Source organism: Ruminococcus sp. AM42-11, from assembly GCF_003480145.1.
Lineage (GTDB): Bacteria > Bacillota > Clostridia > Lachnospirales > Lachnospiraceae > Blautia_A > Blautia_A faecis.
The window spans coordinates 40,866-61,310 of sequence record NZ_QUIO01000016.1 but is presented as its reverse complement, the minus strand read 5'-3'; the positions used below and the strand labels follow the sequence as shown (position 1 = coordinate 61,310).

The window sequence follows — 20,445 nt, the reverse complement described above, 5'->3', positions numbered from 1 at the left end:
CTAACTTAAATGGGCAACAGTCCTTCCAATCCATTCATTAAACTGTAAAGACTGATAACTTGACGGTGATGCTAATTTCTTTGCTTCTACTATTTTTCTAAAACTTCTCTTCTTACAATACAAACCTGTGCCTTGTCTTTCAAACTTTTTAATCGTACTACTTTGCGGATTTGAAGTACTTGTTAATGCATATGATTGTGATGCAAACCATGTATTAATAAGAGACTGTTCAGCAACTTTCTTTATATCCGTCATTTTAGCTTCCACTGAAATCAATTTTTTTATATTATATATCTTTTTGATGTCTACTGGTTTCCATAAGCCGTGATCACGTATAATCATATGTGCATCTAGTAATTTTTCTATGGCCTGAATTGTATCTTTTTCTGGCATCTTAAGTCTTGTTATCAATTCACTTCCTGTACTTCCTTTAGTCATCAATAACTGAGATAACACTTTTAAATCATTCGTTTCCAGATTTTCTCTTTGTTCAGACCAATTCTCCAATATTTTAGGTGAATATGATGCAAATACAATGTCAGGAAATCCGGATGCAACTTTAGGTTCTACAAATATAGCTAAATTGTTTGTTTTATTGCTTTTTAAAAAATTATGAATATAATATTCAATAAAATCTTCAACCAAATCCAACTCATCCCCTTGAGTTGATGGTCGTGTATACAATCCTATATCTTTAATATTATGATCAAACATCAATATCCTATCCATTGTTACATTTCACCCTTTTCAATCTCTCTTTTGCACTTTTTATAGAAACAATTATAACAATCCCGCCTTTAAAAATCAATCACTCAAGGCTTCTTAAAATAAACATAACTAGTATTTTTTCATCCCCACTCTACCTCCACTCTCCCATCATCATACACATATATTCCGGACACATATTCTTCCAGCATTTCTCGTGTTAGCTTCTCATAGCCTAAATACTTCAACATTTGCTCCACCGGAACATTCTTTTTCATCAGGATGTCTTTCTCAGCGTTTATCAACTCAGCCAACTCCTGCACACGCTTCTGCAGTCGTTCTTTTTCTTCTTCCAGCTGCATCTTTGCTCCATGAACTGTTTCTGGTTCATCTGTCCCTCGTGATACTTCTCATAGTTCTGTCGGTTCTGAATCTTTATCTGCTCCTGACGTTTTTCGCAGTCTGCACTTTCCATCTTATAGGCTTCTATACTGTCCTCATGCTGTTTTCTCATAGATTGCTGCATCTGTTCTTGGCTGATATTCTGACGTAAGTAAGCCTTTATTTCTGCCAGCACGATATACTCCAGCATTTTGTTATCCGCTTTCCCGGCAAAACATCCTGTATCTTCTTTTCCTTTACTGTAAGCACAGCTATAAAGGATATGACCATGAACCGGACTGCTTGAAGTCAAGCTTCTGCGACAATTTCCACACTTCACATAGCCACCTAACAGTGTTGTTTCCCTGTCGAATTTGCTTTTCTTGGTGTATCTGATCTGCAGGGACTGTGCTTTTTCAAAAACTTCTTTTGATACGATCGGCTCATGGTGATTTTCCATCACTTTCCACTGATTTCTCGGCACTGGTACTTCTTTCCCTGTTCCGGGATCTGGAATCTTTGTCTTTCCATAGACCATACAGCCTATATAAGTCTTATCATCCACAATCTTCCGTATCATATCACTTGTCCACTGCAATCCTCTTGAAGCAGCTTTCTTGCTGTCTGATTTCTGTCGTCTGCTCATGGACTGCAAGGGAGTCAGTACCCCCTCTTCATTAAATAACCGACAAATCTCCATCTTGGAATACCGCTGATTGGTTAATTCAAATACTCTACGGATTACTTCTGCTTCGTCCTCTACAATCACCAGTTCTTTCTTATTTTCAGGATTGATTCGATACCCATAAGGTGCAGAGCCACAGCAATATTCGCCTTGCTCTCGTCTGGTACTGACTGCCGCTTTTACCTTTACGGACTGGTCTTTCACATAAAAATCTGCTATCAGTCCTTTAAACTGTACTTCAATATCCGAACTCTTTCCCTTATAATCTTTAGAATCATATCGGTCTGAGATAGAAATGAATCGTACTCCCAGGAATGGAAAAATCTGTTCCAGATAAGTTCCCATCTCAATATAGTTTCTGGCAAAACGTGAAAAATCTTTTACCACAATACACTGTACTTTGTTCTCTCTGGCAAATTCCAAAACCTGCTTAATTGCCGGACGATCCATACTGGAACCAGAATACCCGTCGTCGTAGAACTCCTGAAATGGCATAGAAGCCAGTTCCGGGATATTGGAAATATAATCTTTTACCAGTTTTCTCTGATTGATAATGCTGTTACTTTCTCCCTCTGAATCATCTTCCATGGAAAGACGATAATATCCAATAATCAGTTTCTGATCACTCATATTCTACCGCCCCCTTAAACCCGAAGTTGATTTCCAGTCTGCCATCACCATATAGATACATACTTTCAATCAAGCTCTCCGCAAGTTCCGCATTGATTCTGGTTGTCCCATCCAGTTCCAGCAGACTTCGTAAAAATCTGGCTTCTTCTTTCTGCTGTTTTTCCAGCTTTTGTATGGTATGCTCCAGAGTTCTCTTTCTCTCTTCGCAGATACTTTCCAGTTATTACGGTCATCTTTCATTTCTATATAGGCTTCTTTGGAAAGTTCACCCTCTTTATATTGCATGAATGCCTGTGCCAGTTTTTCTGAACGTTTTTCCATATCTGCATCCAGTTTCCTGATCTCTGCTTGAATTTCTTTGATTTTGGCAAGAAAGACTGCACTGCTTATAGCAGACATATCCTTTTTCCGTAAGTCGGATAACTGAAACTGTCTGGTCAGCTCCGAACGGACAATTTTCTGCAGTTTTCCTTCGGAAATAGATTTATGACTGCATTTCCTTTCATCCCGATACTGGGCAGCATTGCAAAAGTAAAGCACATCATTTCCGTATCTGCGTGTGCACATTTTTCGCTTACAATCTCCACAATAGAATACATTGTAAAATGCTCTTTCATCCTCTTCCCATCCTGCTGTAGTTTTTGCTGCTTTCTGTTGTGCTGCTTTTAACCTGACCTGTGCTTTGTCAAACAATTCTCGACTGATAATCGCTTCATGGGCATTTGGCGTAATAATCCACTGACTTTCATCCAGTATGTCACACCATTTTTCCCCTCTTTGAAATCTTGATTCGTATTTTCTCTGAACCAGATCACCATAATAATTATTTCGATTTAAAACCGCACGTATCGAAGAATTTCCCCACTGATGAAGATTCTCTCCGTCCTGACAGTACACATGATGATATTGGTTATAGTCCGAAATCCGATGTACCCCATCTTCAAACAGCCTGTCAATAATACTCTGTATACTATCTCCAGAAGCATATTCTTCAAAAATCCTACGAACAATCTTTGCAGATTCCGGTTCCACCATCAACTTATAAATCCCATTTACCTTTTCCACACGATATCCGTATGGAGCTGTAGATCCCACATATTCACCATTTTTCTGTGCAATACGTTTCGCAGCCCGTTCTTTTGCAGAAATGTCTTTTGCGTAAGCATCATTCACCAGATTCTTGATATTCATGGATAACTCCTGATTCTTAGCACCCGGTGCAAATGAATCGTAGTTGTCACATACAGAAATAAACCGCACTTTCATAAAAGGAAAAATCTTTTCCAGATAGTTACCAGTTTCAATGTAATTTCTTCCAAATCGTGAGAAATCCTTTACCAGAATACAGTTTATTTTACCTGCCCTGACATCATTCATCATCCGCTCAAATCCCGGTCTGTCAAAATTTGTTCCGGTTTTTCCCAAATCAGAATATATGTCATATACAGCAATCTCATACTCTCTGTCTGGATTTTCATTGTGCTTCTGAATGAATTCTTTTATCAGCGTAACCTGTGTTTCAATAGATTCTGACTTTTTTTCATCACTGTCTACGGATAATCTGGCATAAATTGCAGCCATACATACCGGGATCCCAAGAACTTTCTTCTCTGTGTTTTTCTTATATCTTTTTGCTGTCCTTGCCATTTATCCCACCTCTTTCCTGCACTCTGTCCGGTGTTCTGCATAAAACCGTCTTATAACTTTCATTTTCTCAATCATATCCTGATAACGGATGTGAATTTTAATTTGCTTATTTTCATAAATATAGATTTTATCTACGGTCAGTGCCAACAATGTGCGATCCAGTTCTTTGATTTCCAGTGATTTCTTCCAGTCCTCCAACTGAACAGTTGCAGACACTCCACCCTCAAACATTTGCTTTACCAGCTTTTTCTGATTTTCAATCATCTGCTCCAGTTCTTCACATTTTCTTCCGTAACTTTCCCGAAAATCATCAAACTCCTCTTTGCTGATCAGTCCCTCTTTCAAGTCATCACCCAAAGATGCTTTCAGACTGTAATATCGGTTATATTCTTCCTGTAACTTACTAATCTGTGTATCATAACCAATTACCTGATCGTAGCTGACTTGCATCTCACAAAGTTCTTCCATAATCATCTGATAGTCTATAAAAAGTGCCGTATATGCCTGAATCTCTTTCAGCACAATTCTTTTCAGCACCTCTTCCGGAATACTATGTCTGGTGCAATCTCCACCTTTATTCTTTGTCTGGCAGATATAAAAGGATTTTTTCTTCCCCCTATACTGATTTACCCTGCGTATCATCGGTGTCTTGCAATCTCCGCAAAACACAAATCCCGAAAAAAAGTTTGCACTGTCTGATGTTTTCGATGCCCTGCCATCATATTGAAGCAGCTTCTGAACCACATCAAAATCATTCTGCCTGATAATTGCCGGATGCGTATTTTCTACTTTCACCCACTCTGATTCTGGCTTATCTAGGCGTTGCTTTACTTTATAGCTGATTCGTTCCTGCTTGCCCTGTACCATGTTTCCAATGTAAACCTCGTTGGTCAGAATCCTTTTGATCTGCACTGCCGACCATTTTGGTGTATCTGAACTATGGAATCCGGAATTGTAATTTTCACCATTTGCCTTTTTATATTCTTTTGGCGACTGCACATGACGTACATTCAGTTTTTCTGCGATTGCTCCAAGACTGAACCCATCAATTTTCCATGAAAATATTTTTCTTACAATATCCGCTGCATAAGAATCAATCACCAGACAGTTCTTATTCTCCGAATCTTTGCAGTACCATACGGTGCAAATGCTCCAATAAATTCACCTTTCTCACGTTTGATTTTCTGATGGCTTCGCACTTTACCGGAAATGTCCCGGCAATAGCTTTCATTTACAAAATTTTTGATTGGAACTACAAATGACTTCTCTGAAAAATCTGCTGTTTTACTGTCAAACTGGTCTGTAACTGAAATGAAACGCACATTTAAAGCCGGGTAGGTCTTTTCGATCCATCGCCCGGCTTCTATATATTCTCTTCCGAATCTGGATAAGTCTTTTACAATCACACAGTTTACTTTTCCAGCTTCTATATCAGTTGTCATTCGTTTAAACTCAGGTCGGTCAAAATTTCCTCCTGAGTATCCGTCATCCACATATATATCAAAGATCTGAATATCCGGCTGGCTTTTTACAAAGCTCCGAAGTAACTCTCTCTGATTTGCAATGCTGTTGCTCTCTGACTTCGCACCGCCCTCTTCCATATCATCTTTCGATAATCGAAGATACAATGCAGCATCGTATATATCTGGCATATTCATTTGCATCTGTTCCATTTTACATCGCTCCCAACTTACTTATTCCATTGAATTTGAAGTCAGAAACCATGTATCACGTTCATTTTCCCTGACCTCACATTAACATAACATCTGTAGCTTCGCAAGATATTTTTTCAAGACTTGCATCTAATACATCAACTCCGTTCTTTTTCTAAGATAATCACTAATGGCATCTGTGGCATCCATTTCTCCGGTCATTTCCACGACCACCACATACCCTTCATTCATGTGAGCATACGGTTGATCGCCGGATTTATCCAGAAAAGTTTCCACTTTCTCAGAAATAGCTTTATCCATATCAGGAATTAAATCTTCAATGTCCTTTAACTGCTCCAGATCAACACTGGAATCTATTACTGACTGATTCACCATGATGCTCACCTCTTTTCCAACATATTCTTTTTATAAGTCGTCCTATACCTACAATTTTCTCAACCGCATCACCTTAACTTTCTTCCTCTTTTCTCCAGTTATCCAGATATCTATAGCATTTTGTATTCTGTTCAGCGTATTGGCTTCCATTCGTATAATCTGTTGTCAGCGTTACGTCCAACCTCTATCAGAATATTTCTGAATGCTGGCAGCTTCTTCGCAAACTTACCAGCGTTTCCGGAGTATCTTCGACGCTCGCCCGTAAAATCATTTACAGGGTTATGGCATCTGTGGAATCAGATTATACAGCTCATGTAATTTTCAAGGTACAAAAGAGATTTTTTTGAATATCCTTTCACTTATTACAGCCTGGAAACACCAAAATGTTGTTCTCTTCAAAAAAATCCTCTCACTAATAAAGCCTGACAGAAGGATTTTACCAACCTCATTTTGCAATAATTTACAAAAAAATATTTATCCTTATCTGTACATTCGCTTTCATGCGAACCTTTATTGTACTGTCATTTTAATTCGCTTTTATGCGAATGTCAAGTATTTTGTTCGCTTCAATGCGAATCTTTCTGTTTACATTCCTTGTTTTTGGTAGTAAAATGGCTTTATCAAAAAGAAAGTTGGAAATCTGATATGACAATCGGTGATAAAATAAAAAAAATCCGGACATTCCGGAATATGACACAGGCAGAACTTGGTGCTGCCCTCGGCTGGGGCGATAAAGGTGCAAACCGCCTTGCCCAATACGAAACGAATTACCGGGTTCCCCGCAAAGATCTGGTAAGTGAAATGGCTAAGATTCTGGACGTGAATCCGCTGGCACTGCACGAACCTACTACTATGGATGCTTCGGAACTTATGGAAATTCTGTTCTGGATTGATGAATTTAACCCGGCAGCTATCAATCTCTTTCAATTAGAAACTTATCCGGGTGAAAAATGCAATTCTAATGAGGATACTGCTGTCCGTTATCATGATTCTGATAGCTGGCCAGCTCATCCACCTGTCGGCATGTGGTTTAATTATGGGGTTCTGAATGAATTTATGAAAGAATGGGTTCTCAGAAAAGAAGAACTGAGATCTGGTGAGATTACCAGAGATGAATATTTTGAATGGAAAATCAACTGGCCACAGACCTGTGACGGGTGTGGGAAATATGAACCTAAGAAAAAATGGCGAATATAGCAAATACAATGCTCTCCAAAACTGGAAAATATTCCAATAATGGGGAGCTATTCTTTTTTTAATCTAATGCTCTTCTACTATATGTATTCTTCACAGCATATTCCCGTCTATTTGGATATTCTTTAGCAACTACTTCACTGCCAATCTGAATATATGATAAGCGCTTAATTTTTAGGTATGATAGAAAAAATCCCCGACTACTTTTCAGCAGCCAGAGCCCCTTGACAATTCACATATGATTGATTTGATTCGTTTGCACGACGTTCGATTTCAGCTTTGACAATTTCGTTCCATGGAGCCAGAAGTTCTTAATTTATCATCGCTCATCCTATCATTATCGTGCTGATTTGCACAAAGAAATAACCTTGTTATGCCGGTTGACAGGTTGGATTACGCTGATTTTTTGAAAACTTTATATGGTATATTTTAATGAATTGTAGGATTACTTTATTGACATTTCTGACACTATCATATACACTGTACATATCGTATAAGTACGCATATATCGGAAGGTGGTGAGAGGAAATTAGAATGGAAATTATCATAAGTAATAGTAGTGATAAACCTATTTATGAACAAATTGCTATGCAGATCAAGAGTTTAATCATGAATGGTACCCTATTTGCCGGAGAAGCCCTGCCTTCCATGCGTGCACTGGCAAAAGACCTGCATATAAGTGTTATTACTGTTCAACGAGCTTACGAAGATTTAACTCGAGATGGGTTTATCGAAACCGTATCGGGAAAAGGTAGTTTTGTTGCATCACCAAATAAAGAATTTATTCAAGAAGAACAACTACGAATAGCGGAAGAACTTTTAGAAAAGGTTGCTATAATCGGTCGTACCCATGGTATCAGCTATGAGCAAATGGCTAATATTCTAAAACTATTTTTTGAAGAATGAGAGGTGGAATTATGGAACAGAACAGTATTGTTGTAAAAAATGTGACTAAAAAATTTGATGATTTTATGTTAGATCATATTTCATTTACAGTTCCTACAGGACGTATTGTGGGTTTCATAGGAGAAAATGGTGCTGGAAAAAGTACAACTATCAATTTAATTTTAGACCAGTTGAAGTTGGATGCGGGTGAAATAAGAATATTGGGTAAACAAAATCATTCTTATTTGCATAAAGAAAACATTGGTGTTGTTTTTGACGAATGTAAATTCCATTCCGTCTTAAATGCAAAAGATATTGCCCAAATCCTTTCGGGATCTTATAAAACATGGGATATGAATTTGTTTGAAGAATATATGAAACGCCTTGATGTTCCATTAAATAAATCAATAGGGCAACTTTCAAAAGGTATGAAGATGAAATTGTCAATTATTTGTGCACTATCGCATAGACCCCAGATTTTGATTTTAGACGAAGCAACAACAGGGTTAGATCCTGTTGTACGAGATGAAATTTTGGACATTTTTTTAGAATTTATTCAAGATGAAGAACACTCTATTTTGTTCTCTACACATATAACCTCTGACATACAAAAGGTTGCTGACTATGTAATTCTGATTCATAATGGAAAAATTATTTTTGAGGAAAAGAAAGATGACCTCATTTATAATTATGGAATTATACGCTGTAAAAAATCAGAATTTAATACTGTTTCACCAGATGACTATGTATGTTGTCGAGAAACAAATCTTAGCGTGGAATGCTTAATACATGACAAAGTAGCTGCAAAAAAAAGATACCAAAATCTAATTATTGATAATGCTTCTATTGAGGACATTATGCTGTTCTATATCAAAGGAGGTGTCAAATGAAAGGATTGGTTTTTAAGGATTTATTGCTTATGAAGAAAATGAATAAAAAAGTCATTTTTGTAATGTATTTTTTTGTAATAGCAATTTCATTCTTCGGAGAGAATGAAGTTTACTCAATTATGTCATCGGCTTTTTTTTCACTTTTTATCGGTATGCACTTAATGATGACCATGACCTATGATGGATTGACTTCATGGAAACAATATGAATTAACCTTGCCGCTGAGTAAGTACCAAATCATTTTCAGTAAGTATTTGACTAGCTTGCTTCTTGTTCCGATTAGTATAATGGGTACAGTTATCATTTATATCATTCGTTATGTGGTTTATCATAATTTTACGCTTAGCCAGTTTGGTTTTTCTATCGCCATTGCAATAGCATTACCTGTTTTATGGTGTTCTATATGTTTAGCAATAGCACAGTGGTTTGGCTATATGAGTGTTCAGTATGTGAGAATGATTTGCACACTTCTCGTTATCTTTTTCGTAAGTAAAATATCAAAAGATATGAAATACGTTACTCAAAATTTGGTTAAAAATTCTATGTTGATTGCTATTTTTGTTTTGGGTATAGTAGTTGCATCGTATTTTGTTAGTGTTATAGGATATTCAAGGAAAAAATAAAAAGTAGAGGCTCAAATAAAAGTAAGTGTCGAGTGGGTGCATTTCCCTGTCTACGGAAATAAAACACGCGACAAAATCTGAGAAAATGAGCCAGTAAAAAAATTTTCCACTCTTTTGTCGAAGTGCAAAAGCGAATGCCTAATCGACATTGAACAATTCCATATAACTGCTATTAAAACGCCAGACGCACAGCCGCAGAGCCGATAATACACAGTTCTTGAACTGTGGTTATCGGCTTTTGTATTTTCCTAATCATAGTGATTATCAGCATACAGGCTTTTCTCTTCAAACTTCTTTTGAAAATATATTTTAAGCAACATGATTCCCACATTGATAAATCCAAATGTCAAAATCAAATTCACTGGCAGATATTCTCTAATTACATCTCCAAGTACTGCTATCCCCGAAAGACTTCCGATTAAAAACATCTGTGAAATTTTATCCCACATTTTTTTGTATTTCTTTATTATTTCCATAATTATCGCCATTATAATTACCACTATGAGAAGGACAGCTACGATTGCCAGAATTCTGATAACCCATGCTTCTCCACATGTATATGCTATTTTCTGGTTAAATCCGTTATCATAGGTTGGATGTGCCAACCATTCACAAAATTGAAAATACCACATGAATGGAGTCCTGAAAAAATCTATGAAATCATTTTGAAAAGCACCGTTCTGTATAATTGCAAACAGGATTACCGTAATGTATCCCATTCCCCAAAAATATTCCGTATCCCTCATTTTTTCGGTTCTGGCTTTTACTTCTTTTTTCGCTTTACGGATTTCCAGCTCTGCCCGTTTCTTTTCGTTACGGGCCTTTGTTTCTGCCTGTTCCATCTTTTTCTCTGCTTCTTTCTGTTTCTTCTGTGCTTCATCTACTGCTTCAACAGATGATTTATTCACCTGTATCTGAAGTTTAGAGTTCTGGTCCCGAACGTCTCTTATTTCTTCTTCGAGCTGCTCTTGCTCGCTCCTGCTCTTCAAACCATTCCTGTTCCTCAGATCGTCGTTGCTCTGCTGAAGCGATTGATTCAGCTTCTGCGTTTCGGACAGTTCTGTTGTTAGACGCTGAATTTCTACGGTTGATTTCCGAACTTCTTCTCGCAATCTCTGCCTGTCGGATAAGATCGTCTGTTTCTCTTCTTCCAGTGTCTGGATCTGCTTTTTCTGTGTTCGCATGAACGCTTTCGCTTTCTCGAAACTCTGTACGAGAATATCCCTCTCCACTTTGAGTTTGATCGGCGATTCCTCTGGCGTCTTTGATGGCTGCTTCAAGCTCTCTGTAATAGTTTCTGAGTTCTTCGTCTGCTCTGCTGTCTCTGTCGGCTGCAACTCTGGATTTTTCCCTATTTCCATTAAATTCATTCTCTAGTCCCTCCTTGCTGATATCCAAATGAAATGTTTTTGACAGATTGCTGTCTCGCACCTTCTTCCCATCCTGATTCTGAAATGTGATGTGCTTCCGTTTATCTGTCCAGTTTACGTTCCATCCAAACTGTTTCATTTTTTCTATAAACTTTTCTTTGCTGATACAATTTTCCAGTGCCTTTAATACCGCCATTGCACAGTCCGCTGCAAAACTGTCCTTTACCTGTTGACGGAACAGGTTATATTTATCTTTGCTCCACGCAATGACTTCCCCTTTTTCAATCTGGCATCCATCAAAGTGCTTTCCTTTCTCGGCAACTGTCAGTCCACGTTCCCGGCACATCTGTTGGTAAGCTGTTTCATACGTTCCAGATCTTTTCTGGTATTATGCAGCTTTCTCCCATCTTCATAACTCACTGAATTAGTCACCAGATGGCAGTGGATATGGTCTTTATCCTTATGCACAGCCACTAAAGTCTGGAATCCACTGAACCAATTTTCTGCAAACTCTTTTCCAAATTCTAATGCCTGCTCCGGAGTAATCTGCTCGTCTTTATGCCAGGAAATAATGTTGTGAGCGTACATTCTCCCAGAATCTTTATCCCACATCTTCTTTTCTTCCAGAAAGGTTCTGTACACCAGATCATAATTAATCTCGTCATGACAGTACGGGCCTGTTACACAGGTAAATAATTCGTTGGTCTTGTCCTGTCGCAAAACATATTCGATGCAGTTTCTCATTGCTCCATGTGTATTTGTCCGCTTATTAATCGTCTTATTAATAGCCATATCTTTTCACTCTCCTTCCGGTACTTAAGAATATTTTTATTGAGGAAATACAGCGTACTGTCATTTGGAACTTCTCCATCTGTATGCAGCTTTCTTGCAATCTGATTGATATTTGTAGTAGCTCCCCGGAGCTGACTGATAATATCTGCAAACATCTGGTTCAATCTTTTTAGTTCTTCCACTTCCGCTGTAGAAGCTATCTTCAAATCTGCGATTGCTTTTATTACAACTTCCTGTTGTGTTCTTCCAGATTCCTTTACTTTGCTTTGAAGTAGCTCATATTCTGCTTTATTCATTCGTATGGTTACTGTATGATTTCGTTTTCTCATAGGCTTTTGTCTCCTTTCTTTGCCTGATTTTTCATTCTTTATTAACAGACACAACGTTTTAGTGTATATTGGCAGGAGATTTATAAGAGAGTGCAACGCTCTCTTATACAGGTGCAGGGTGCATGACGTCCAGTGACGTCAGCTTTGCACCGACCGGAGCGGTAGCGGAGACAAGTCCTAGTCAATCAGTAAGTATTCCGTAGGAATGTCCGGTGGACATTTCGCAGGAATACTTACGCTATTGACGTGCCGGGGTTCCAAGGGGCGGAGCCTCTGGCAAGTTTAGGAACAGCCCAAAGGCTGTCTCCGGTGCAGAGTGGCTTGCCACTTTGCGAAACTTGCCTGTCATCTCCCCACCACTGAACCGATACCAGCCAAGCAACATTTCCCCCACTGCATTATCAACCCTAAATGTAGATGACGGTGGTTTTGTGGTGCAGGAACAGACTGTGGAAGAAATAGAAAAGCTCCCATTTCGATAGATTTTCTCTTTCTGAAACAGGCTGTTCATGCATCACTCCGATGCGAAGTATCGGACAATCATGTGCCGTATCCGGCACTCTATTCTTTTCTTCGCCTTGCTTGTTCCATCCACCCATCTGCCAGCGCTTTTCTGTTATATTTTCCTGTTATTTCTGTCTTTCTTTTTCTGGATCTCTTTCCATTTCTGCTAAAAGACATAAAAATAGCAGTCATAAACATTTCTCCAATTCATAATGTCTGAAATGCCATCACTGCCATTGTCTTTTTCTGCTATTCTGTTTTTGTAAAGCTATTCCTTACTGTCAGTCTATTTTCCTGTTACTGCTATTTCATAACCATCTAAAAACTGTCCGCAAAATCCAGTGCTGCATCCATATCAGCTTCTTTCTCCCAGTCCAGATTATCTTCTGCGATCTCTCCATCCGTTTTCTCCATTGTTAGTGTTCTGTCCAGCAGATTAATTTCTCCTACCGATTCTTTTACAAACGGTACAAGCATTTCCATCAGATTCTTCGCTATAGCCATCGGAACGGATTCTTTCACTCCATCCCGGACAGCTGTTTCCACTCTTTCCAAAAACGCATCTTCCTTTTCTCTGGTTTCCAGATACGGATCTGCTTCATTCCTGTACTCTCTAGAAAAATAATCATTCAAAGCTACTACAACTGCTCTGGTGTACGATTTATATTTTTCCCTGTCCATCGTCTGCAAATATTCCCATGCCTGCCTGTCCTGTTCATCACAAAGGTTCAAACGGATATTTGTGTTGATGATTTTCCGTTCTTTTCTCATACAAGCATCCCTCCGTTTCTCTGGATTTTCCTTACGGTCATTACTTCATAGCCTTTCGCTGTGGCACAGATGTCCCGTACAATTGTCACCCGGCTCTTGTCATATTCTCCATAATTCTGGATCATACAACCGCCACCGCCGACCACATACAGACGCATCAGTTCTGGATTGTATTCCCGTTCCCTCAGCTTATGGAAAATTTCTTTCGTATAATCTCCGGCAGCTTTACGAATGACTGTCAGATATTTCTCACCAATATCTGCTGTCCCGGTACGGATCACCTGCTCAATCACCAGATCATCCACCACTGTTCCCAGTTCTTTCAACAAAGATTCCCTGACTGCAAGCACACACTGGTGCGTTCCATATTTCTCTGTAAAGCATTTCTTCTCTAATGGACGGGAATTATTGATATACATGATGTTCATAGTCCCGTTTCCAATATCCACAAGCATGTTGATTCCTTTGAAATCCTGTAAACGGTAAAAGGCTGCTGCAAATCCCTGTGGGTAAATATCAGCTCCTGCAAACTCCACATGATATTCTTTATTGCGGAATGTAAAATCCACACATTCATTCTGGAGAAGATATTTCTGGAAATCTTCTTTCTGTGTAGCTACCCAGGTAAGTGGAAGTCCGGCTGCAATGTGTACCTTTGCCCGATTCATACCTTTCCCATCCAGTTCCCTTGCGACAGCTACCAGTGTCAGCACATAATAGTCCTCGTCCTGCGTTTTCTCTGCACAGAACTCCTTGTGTTCCTCTCCGATCTGGTAATACATGCCATTGTAAACAAGAAGATTATTCTGGAAGATTGGCTCCTTGTCATATCTGGCTACACCGGCTGGAAAGCATCTGGTGGCTGTTTTCATGTTTCCATACCCATGATCAATCCCGATCACCATAACTGTCTCATTATTGTTGTTTTTCATCATTCTCATAATCATACCTCACACTTTCTTAATTTTTATTTTTTTACTTTTTCCCAAATTCGGGAAAAACCTATATTTGTATCAGCTAGAACATTGATACATGAAAAAGGGGCAGTCAGTGTAAAAAAAGCAAAATTTTATGTACTCTGGCAGCTATCTTTGTTATTTCTCCTGCTCCGGTAACATTTCTTTTTGCTTATTTTGCCCTAAATGCCCTTAATTCCCTGATTCATATTTAACTGTAACTGTTTATAATCTGTATCTGTTTCTTCAAAAGGTATTCTTTCTTCTGGATCTACAGGACAAAAATCTTCTTCCTTAACTGCAATATCCTGATAATAAAACTCACCATTGTACTGCTTCAGAAGGAAACCTTTATCTGTCATGTTCCTGAAAAAGTTGGATTTACCATGCCCCTGTCGGCCATTCTCTTTGCAGTATTCCTCATACATATGGAACACTTCACTTCGTTTCAGACGTTTTCCTTTGGCATGCACCAATGACTCATCAATAAAAGCACAGATACTATCTGACGTCCGTTGCACTTCTCTTACACATTCTTTGCTGTGTTCGCTCTCCGTGAACTTTCCCTGTTCGTACAGATTTTTCAATGCAATCATCGCCATATGAATTGCATAATCGGATTCTGCCTGTACCTTTTCCTTTAAGTGCAGATCTTTTTCACCACTTTTTACTACCCGGTTCATATCAAGAATCAGTAGTCTGCGATAAAAAGCATCCGACTTATCCTCAAGATTCTGCGGCATTTCATTGGTAGAAAAGAGTAACTTTGCATAAGAGTGAAAATGGATTGCATCCTGTCCCTTTTTCTCATAGATCAGTGTATCTTCACCGACTGCTTTCTTTAATACATCTGTGTTCTCCATTGCTTTACATGGAATATCCGCACAGGCATTTAGTAGCTTTCCGTACATTCCAGTCGCATAGAATCGTTTGTTCAAATCCTGTAAAGAAATGCTGGACATATTGGTGATTCCAACCACATACTGGATCAGTGATACTGCCACAGACTTTCCGGTTCCACCATTTCCTTTCAGTGTAAGGAATTTCTGAAACTGCGTATCCTGTGTCATGCAGTATCCAAAATACTCCCAGAATGTCTGCTGTTCTTCTTTATTTGGAAGAGACGATGCAAGATACTTTTTGATATTTTCTCCACCTTGTAACACCTGCTCACAATCCTCTGGATAATAGGGAAATGGAATCTGATTGATTGTCAGATAATCCGGATTGTGTTCCAGCATTTCACCCGTAACCGGATCATAATATCCATTTTTGAAGTTGATCCACCTCACAGGTTGTTTATTTAGTTCATATGCCTCTCGGTGAACTTTTGGCTGTGCGATCAGCAGATTATAGATTCTTTTGATCACTCCACTCTGTACCTGGTCACGATAGATCAGCTTCTGGATACGGTATTTCATTCTTACCCCATCATGGTCTTCCAGGAAAACACCATGCTCATAATAATACGGTGTGATTCCCACCACAAAAAACTGAACATTCTCCACCAGGTAATCTACAATCTCCATATCCCGGACACCTTTCACATTTCCTTTTGCATCAAATAAGTGAAAACGGCTCAGTTCCGGTTCTTCTTTCGGATCTCGCTCAAACCGAAGAATATACTTTTCCAGTAATTTCTCAACTTCTTTCTGATTATCCAGTTTGCCAAGGTACTCCTTCTCTTTGAACAACTGCCAGCCCGCTTTTCCATCAAGACCAGCGTCTTTGAAAAATGTCTGTAACTTATCATTCATCCACTTCACCGTACAGGCAGTCACATAATGATAGGCACTCTGACAGCTTCCAGTAAACTGAATAGATCTCATTTCCTCTATAAAAGAATCTGCACTGAAATAATATCCATCATCTTCCTGCACCAGACAAAGTGCCTGATAACCTGACATCACAATATTCAATGCGATATCCTGATTGTCCACCAGAAAAATATAGGTCTGTGCTGTCCCTTCCGGATTGGTTTCCATATAATGCTTCAAAAACTTCTTGTTCAAACTTATCACTTCCTTTCAGACAAAGAAAAAGACGCAAGCCATATTTTATGACTCACGCCTTACTTCACTCACAATATTCTATTTTTATCAGTTACCTGCCAGATTGGTTACTGGCAATTCTTATGCATAAATCAATTCTTTCAAGATAATCTCCTCTGCAATCGCTCTGTGCTGATTAGCTGCTCTTACCCATGCCATCTGATCTTTCTCCTTATCTGGCAGTGGTTCTTTTTCTTCCAACTGCTCCAAGATTACTTCTTCCCGTTCTCTTGCTGCCTTGTCCACTTCCAGAAGATGCTCGCCAATCGTATCCTGTAAAAGCATCACCTGATACGTTGAGTTTCGATGGTTCTTCAGATAATCTCTGCGAAGAAATCCATATTTGCCAAGTCGCTCCATCTGCTCACCGGATTTATAGGTGAGATTCGGAATCAGGTATCCATTTACATTTGTATAAGTCAGTTTCATATCCATATGACCTCTCTTTCGTTTAAACTGTTGTCTGTAACAGAACCAACTGTTCATGTTACGTCATTGCTACAAATCTTTCTTTCCATATCATTTTGAATCCAACCCGGGCAGATTTTCTTCAAAATCATGGTGAAAGTGCTTCGTTTCTGTGTTGGGAAAATGAACGGAAACACTTGATTTTACTGACTTTCTTCAATGTAACCTTATTATAACGTCCTCCCCCCACCCGATTAAGTCATTTGGCAACTTTTCCGATCCTTGCAAGGCTTTTGCACCACGACGGAGATAGGCTTTTAGTTTTTCGCCATAGAGGTAGGGATCTTTTCGGCGGGTGATTCCCCATTCCATAAGGAGGGCGGCTGCACCGGTAACGAAAGGCGTGGAAAAGGAAGTGCCAGTGAAGGATGCATAGCCTCCACCAGAGCGGGGAGCATAGATATCAACACCGGGAGCGACAAGGTCGGGTTTTGGATAGGGGAGGGCACGACAGCCGCGGCCAGAGAAATCAGCATAGGTATTTTGACGGGCGTCGTAGGCGCCGACGCTGATCACGCGTCTGGCAGTGGCAGGGATTGTAAGGGTTCCCTGAGGACGTGGAAGATAGAAGGCTGTGCCTGGGTTTAGCGTTTTGCCACCTGGAAGCCACAGGAAATATTCCCCGTTTTTTATATTTCTTGCTGCTAAGATTATTTTCCACACACCGCTGTCTACATAGGGGGTTTTCTCATCCTGCGGCAGAAAATCCACATAAATCTCCTGCGTCACATGATACGGTGCCGGTTTTCCATAATAAATCAGAAGTTCCGTATTTCCCGCCTGCCAACGCTGGGCGCCCAGTGTTTCAAAAAGGGGGCCAACACGCTCCCCGGCTGGATGTTCCAGATAGATTTCCATCTCATCTTCGTAATTTTTCCAAAGCTGCACATTTAAGGTAGGCTCAAAGGCACCAACACCAAGTTCAATTTCCTGGATTTCACCTGGCGAAAGCTTTCCTCCGGTATGCAGAGCATCATTTCCATTGTTGCCCATTCCTACACAGATCACATTTTTCCCCATGCCGGACACATTGTCCAGGTAAGTTTCCAGCAGAGAATCGCCTCTGTGTGAGCCATAATTATTTCCAAAGCTTAAATTGATCGCAATTGATCTTCCAAGCCGTATGGCCTGCCGAACCAGATAATCCACGCCTTGCATCAGCTCTGTAGTTCTTGGAAAAGAATCCTGTCTTGGAATTCCCATTTTTACAACCAGAAGGTCACTTTCATATGCCACACCCCGGTTCACTGCCCCACGGGAAAAATCGCTGCCAGCTGCCACTCCAAGCACAGCGGTTCCATGACCGCTTACATCTTCAGACGGAACAAGGCGCCGCCCCTCCTGTACAGAGAGGGACAACGCCTCATTAATTTCCTCATTGGTATATTCAGTTCCTGTTGCATAGCCCTCCGGGGGATTACCGGGAATGCTCTGATCCCACAAACGCAGAATCCTGGACTTTCCATCTGCTGTAAGAAATGCAGGATGCCTGTAATCCACCCCGAATCCACAATTCCGATCAACACGCCGCGCCCTGTCAGCTGCAGATTCCCCGGTTCATCGCGCTGTACCTGGGTAATACAGCTTGCCTCTTTTGAAAAAAGATCTTCAAAATACAGACGGGTGGGCTTTTCTATAAATTCTATCTGGGGACGTCGGGAATATTCTTCCAGCATACTTTCAGGAAGCGTCACAATGGCATACCCGCCAAGGAGAGGAACCACGGAAATTCCGGATCCACCAAGCAACGCCTCAACAGAATCACCCATTTCACTATACTTCACAATAATTTCCCACTTTCGTGTCTGCTTCTCATACCCCACATTCAGATTTCGGGATTTCTCTCTTTCCTCTTCTGTGGCATCCAGCGCAAGGTTCAAAAGATTATCCAGCTTCTGATCTGGCATATTTCCTCCATTTTGCAGCATATGCATACTCAGAATATACTTATCTTTAATTTACGCCAACCCGTTTTAAATAATACCTCAGCCTTCCTATTATATTTCAGAGCGTGTTTGAAAATCATTCCCACCATCTGTACTCCCTGCTTTATGGAATTTTTTTGCAGAAAGCCTTTTTCAAACACGTTCTAAACCCTCTGTAGATTTTCAAATACCAGTTATTTTTCCTCTACTTTCACCTTTTTCAGCAGAAAAATCATCACCAGCAGCACCACTGGGAAAATCAGTCCTACGCCCATACCCACGCGGATATTATCTCCTGCATTCTGTGTAACACGCCCCACGATTCCAGGGCCTATGCTGCCTCCAAGGTCTCCTGCCATGGCAAGAAGGGCAAACATGGCGGTTCCGCCGGCTGGAAATTTCTTAGAGGAAATACTGATGGTTCCAGGCCACATGATTCCAACGGAAAATCCGCATACAATACAGCCAATCAGTCCTGCTGCCGGATTAGAAGACAGGGATGCAAGAAGATAGCAGAATACGCATAAAATTCCGGATCCTGCCATAAATTTCATCAAGTCCATTTTATCTCCGTATTTTCCAAAGATCATACGGCTGATTCCCATCGTAATGGCAAACATGCAGGGACCGGCCAGGTCTCCGATGGTCTTTGACAGTCCAAGTGCCGCCTCTGCATAGGCAGATGCCCACTGGGACATGGACAGCTCTGATGCCCCTGAACACACCATCAGACACACGGCAATCCAGAACACAGGCTTACGAAACAGTTCCCTGATTTTCATGCCTTCCCCTTCATCCACCAGATGTTCGATGGGACAGGTGGCAAAGTTGTAAACATTAACGGCCGGAACGATTGCCCACAAAACTGCCAGCCACTTCCAGCTGTCCATTCCAAAAACTGCGAAAAACAGGGTGGAAACTGCAATGGTTCCCACAGAGCCCCAGCAGTAGAAGGAATGAAGAAGACTCATGGTCGCTTCTTTATTTTTGAAAGGACATGCTTCCATAATAGGACTGCACAGCACTTCAATCAGTCCGCTTCCAACAGCATAAACAATAACACTAATGATAATTCCCATAAAAGGATCTGGCAAAAGCTCCGGAAGAAATGCCAGTCCCACCAGTCCTAAAGCGGAACTGATCTCAGAGGTTACAATGCACACGCGATATCCGATTTTGTCCACAAATCGGGCACAAAACAAGTCAACCAGCAGCTGGGTAAAGAAAAAGCAGGTGGAGATCAGTGCAATATTTCCAAGGGAAATATGATAATCTGTGTGAAATTTCAGAAACAGCAAAGGTGCAAAATTTGCTGCTATAGCCTGGGTGATAAAGCCCATATAACAGGCTCGTTTGGTTTTCTGGTAATTTGGCATGATTGGTTCTCCTTTTTTCTTCTTTAAAGAAGATTTTTGTCTTATTGGATTATATTATATTTAAATGTGTTTTTCATTGGATTATTTCTGATTTTTATTGTATAATATCGTAAAAACATTAATTTTCTATTTTTTCGGGGCACTTCCCAGAGCGGTTCGAAAAAGGTTTTCTGCAAAATATACCGCAAAGTGGGACGAGCAGATTGCGGGAATGA

General features: G+C 40.0%; 21 protein-coding genes and 2 pseudogenes. 5 read left to right on the top strand and 18 right to left on the bottom strand.

Annotation, left to right across the window (positions count from 1 at the left end):
* From DW904_RS11005 to DW904_RS10985, 7 genes are all read right to left on the bottom strand, one after another.
* On the bottom strand, positions 1-729 hold the full coding sequence (locus DW904_RS11005; RefSeq protein ID WP_118520129.1) for a hypothetical protein: 729 nt from the start codon (positions 727-729) through the stop codon (positions 1-3).
* A gap of 119 nt (positions 730-848) precedes the next feature.
* Positions 849-1,010 carry a hypothetical protein gene (locus DW904_RS23930; RefSeq protein ID WP_243110393.1) on the bottom strand — a complete coding sequence of 54 codons (162 nt, stop codon included), beginning with the start codon at positions 1,008-1,010 and terminating at the stop codon, positions 849-851.
* Positions 1,007-2,401 carry a recombinase family protein gene (locus tag DW904_RS11000; protein ID WP_243110392.1) on the bottom strand — a complete coding sequence of 465 codons (1,395 nt, stop codon included), beginning with the start codon at positions 2,399-2,401 and terminating at the stop codon, positions 1,007-1,009. The genes DW904_RS23930 and DW904_RS11000 overlap by 4 nt, the downstream gene beginning before the upstream one ends.
* Before the next feature lie 69 nt (positions 2,402-2,470).
* On the bottom strand, positions 2,471-4,048 hold the full coding sequence (locus DW904_RS10995; protein WP_243110391.1) for a recombinase family protein: 1,578 nt from the start codon (positions 4,046-4,048) through the stop codon (positions 2,471-2,473).
* The gene (locus tag DW904_RS10990) at positions 4,049-5,149 is read right to left on the bottom strand and encodes a recombinase family protein (RefSeq protein WP_243110390.1); all 1,101 of its coding nucleotides are present in this window, start codon (positions 5,147-5,149) and stop codon (positions 4,049-4,051) included.
* Positions 5,146-5,721 carry a recombinase family protein gene (locus tag DW904_RS23925; protein WP_243110389.1) on the bottom strand — a complete coding sequence of 192 codons (576 nt, stop codon included), beginning with the start codon at positions 5,719-5,721 and terminating at the stop codon, positions 5,146-5,148. The genes DW904_RS10990 and DW904_RS23925 overlap by 4 nt, the downstream gene beginning before the upstream one ends.
* Before the next feature lie 129 nt (positions 5,722-5,850).
* Entirely contained in the window at positions 5,851-6,096 is a 246-nt protein-coding gene (locus tag DW904_RS10985; RefSeq protein WP_008369874.1) for a DUF6870 family protein, read from the bottom strand.
* 645 nt (positions 6,097-6,741) lie between these two features.
* On the opposite strand from DW904_RS10985, the gene DW904_RS10980 reads away from it, so the two are divergent.
* The 5 genes and pseudogenes from DW904_RS10980 to DW904_RS23920 form a co-directional block, all read left to right on the top strand.
* Positions 6,742-7,293, top strand: a complete 552-nt coding sequence (locus DW904_RS10980) for a helix-turn-helix transcriptional regulator (RefSeq protein ID WP_118580436.1) — start codon at positions 6,742-6,744, stop codon at positions 7,291-7,293.
* Positions 7,294-7,824: 531 nt separating this feature from the next.
* Entirely contained in the window at positions 7,825-8,196 is a 372-nt protein-coding gene (locus DW904_RS10975) for a GntR family transcriptional regulator (protein ID WP_015541858.1), read from the top strand.
* 11 nt (positions 8,197-8,207) lie between these two features.
* On the top strand, positions 8,208-9,065 hold the full coding sequence (locus DW904_RS10970) for an ABC transporter ATP-binding protein (RefSeq protein WP_016286642.1): 858 nt from the start codon (positions 8,208-8,210) through the stop codon (positions 9,063-9,065).
* Positions 9,062-9,688, top strand: a complete 627-nt coding sequence (locus tag DW904_RS10965; protein WP_015541856.1) for an ABC-2 transporter permease — start codon at positions 9,062-9,064, stop codon at positions 9,686-9,688. Before DW904_RS10970 ends, DW904_RS10965 begins: the two co-directional genes overlap by 4 nt.
* Before the next feature lie 108 nt (positions 9,689-9,796).
* Positions 9,797-9,895, top strand: a pseudogene (locus tag DW904_RS23920) (cysteine-rich KTR domain-containing protein); the annotation flags it as partial.
* A 41-nt stretch (positions 9,896-9,936) separates the two neighbouring features.
* Here the strand turns inward: DW904_RS23920 and DW904_RS10955 are convergent.
* From DW904_RS10955 to DW904_RS10910, 11 genes and pseudogenes are all read right to left on the bottom strand, one after another.
* Positions 9,937-10,596, bottom strand: coding sequence for a DUF6040 family protein (locus DW904_RS10955; protein ID WP_243110388.1), 660 nt, complete (start codon positions 10,594-10,596; stop codon positions 9,937-9,939).
* 13 nt (positions 10,597-10,609) lie between these two features.
* Positions 10,610-11,802, bottom strand: a pseudogene (locus DW904_RS23915) (relaxase/mobilization nuclease domain-containing protein).
* Entirely contained in the window at positions 11,799-12,179 is a 381-nt protein-coding gene (mobC, locus tag DW904_RS10945) for a plasmid mobilization relaxosome protein MobC (RefSeq protein WP_118392775.1), read from the bottom strand. Before mobC ends, DW904_RS23915 begins: the two are co-directional and overlap by 4 nt.
* A gap of 238 nt (positions 12,180-12,417) precedes the next feature.
* Entirely contained in the window at positions 12,418-12,690 is a 273-nt protein-coding gene (locus tag DW904_RS10940) for a hypothetical protein (protein WP_243110386.1), read from the bottom strand.
* 311 nt (positions 12,691-13,001) lie between these two features.
* Entirely contained in the window at positions 13,002-13,454 is a 453-nt protein-coding gene (locus tag DW904_RS10935; protein ID WP_118580433.1) for a hypothetical protein, read from the bottom strand.
* Complete coding sequence (locus tag DW904_RS10930; RefSeq protein ID WP_182438266.1) at positions 13,451-14,395, bottom strand: ParM/StbA family protein; 945 nt, start codon at positions 14,393-14,395, stop codon at positions 13,451-13,453. The genes DW904_RS10935 and DW904_RS10930 overlap by 4 nt, the downstream gene beginning before the upstream one ends.
* 197 nt (positions 14,396-14,592) lie before the next feature.
* Entirely contained in the window at positions 14,593-16,422 is a 1,830-nt protein-coding gene (locus tag DW904_RS10925) for a DNA primase family protein (RefSeq protein WP_302471791.1), read from the bottom strand.
* 120 nt (positions 16,423-16,542) lie between these two features.
* Complete coding sequence (locus DW904_RS10920; RefSeq protein WP_330674573.1) at positions 16,543-16,896, bottom strand: TnpV protein; 354 nt, start codon at positions 16,894-16,896, stop codon at positions 16,543-16,545.
* Positions 16,897-17,085: 189 nt separating this feature from the next.
* Positions 17,086-18,210 carry a S8 family peptidase gene (locus DW904_RS25505; RefSeq protein ID WP_347562126.1) on the bottom strand — a complete coding sequence of 375 codons (1,125 nt, stop codon included), beginning with the start codon at positions 18,208-18,210 and terminating at the stop codon, positions 17,086-17,088.
* Between the two features lie 26 nt (positions 18,211-18,236).
* Complete coding sequence (locus DW904_RS25500; RefSeq protein ID WP_347562116.1) at positions 18,237-18,836, bottom strand: hypothetical protein; 600 nt, start codon at positions 18,834-18,836, stop codon at positions 18,237-18,239.
* A gap of 212 nt (positions 18,837-19,048) precedes the next feature.
* Entirely contained in the window at positions 19,049-20,230 is a 1,182-nt protein-coding gene (locus DW904_RS10910) for an MFS transporter (protein ID WP_118580427.1), read from the bottom strand.
* Positions 20,231-20,445 lie beyond the last annotated feature (215 nt).

Bases quoted from the DNA above. Each gene is read 5' to 3' on its own strand.
- DW904_RS10965 (WP_015541856.1), top strand. From the start codon at position 9,062: ATGAAAGGATTGGTTTTTAAGGATTTATTGCTTATGAAGAAAATGAAT.
- DW904_RS10910 (WP_118580427.1), bottom strand. From the start codon at position 20,230: ATGCCAAATTACCAGAAAACCAAACGAGCCTGTTATATGGGCTTTATC.
- DW904_RS10985 (WP_008369874.1), bottom strand. From the start codon at position 6,096: ATGGTGAATCAGTCAGTAATAGATTCCAGTGTTGATCTGGAGCAGTTA.
- mobC (WP_118392775.1), bottom strand. From the start codon at position 12,179: ATGAGAAAACGAAATCATACAGTAACCATACGAATGAATAAAGCAGAA.
- DW904_RS11005 (WP_118520129.1), bottom strand. From the start codon at position 729: ATGGATAGGATATTGATGTTTGATCATAATATTAAAGATATAGGATTG.
- DW904_RS23925 (WP_243110389.1), bottom strand. From the start codon at position 5,721: ATGGAACAGATGCAAATGAATATGCCAGATATATACGATGCTGCATTG.
- DW904_RS10930 (WP_182438266.1), bottom strand. From the start codon at position 14,395: ATGAGAATGATGAAAAACAACAATAATGAGACAGTTATGGTGATCGGG.
- DW904_RS11000 (WP_243110392.1), bottom strand. From the start codon at position 2,401: ATGAGTGATCAGAAACTGATTATTGGATATTATCGTCTTTCCATGGAA.
- DW904_RS10920 (WP_330674573.1), bottom strand. From the start codon at position 16,896: ATGGATATGAAACTGACTTATACAAATGTAAATGGATACCTGATTCCG.
- DW904_RS10995 (WP_243110391.1), bottom strand. From the start codon at position 4,048: ATGGCAAGGACAGCAAAAAGATATAAGAAAAACACAGAGAAGAAAGTT.
- DW904_RS10980 (WP_118580436.1), top strand. From the start codon at position 6,742: ATGACAATCGGTGATAAAATAAAAAAAATCCGGACATTCCGGAATATG.
- DW904_RS10935 (WP_118580433.1), bottom strand. From the start codon at position 13,454: ATGAGAAAAGAACGGAAAATCATCAACACAAATATCCGTTTGAACCTT.
- DW904_RS10975 (WP_015541858.1), top strand. From the start codon at position 7,825: ATGGAAATTATCATAAGTAATAGTAGTGATAAACCTATTTATGAACAA.
- DW904_RS10970 (WP_016286642.1), top strand. From the start codon at position 8,208: ATGGAACAGAACAGTATTGTTGTAAAAAATGTGACTAAAAAATTTGAT.
- DW904_RS25500 (WP_347562116.1), bottom strand. From the start codon at position 18,836: ATGCCAGATCAGAAGCTGGATAATCTTTTGAACCTTGCGCTGGATGCC.
- DW904_RS10940 (WP_243110386.1), bottom strand. From the start codon at position 12,690: ATGAACAGCCTGTTTCAGAAAGAGAAAATCTATCGAAATGGGAGCTTT.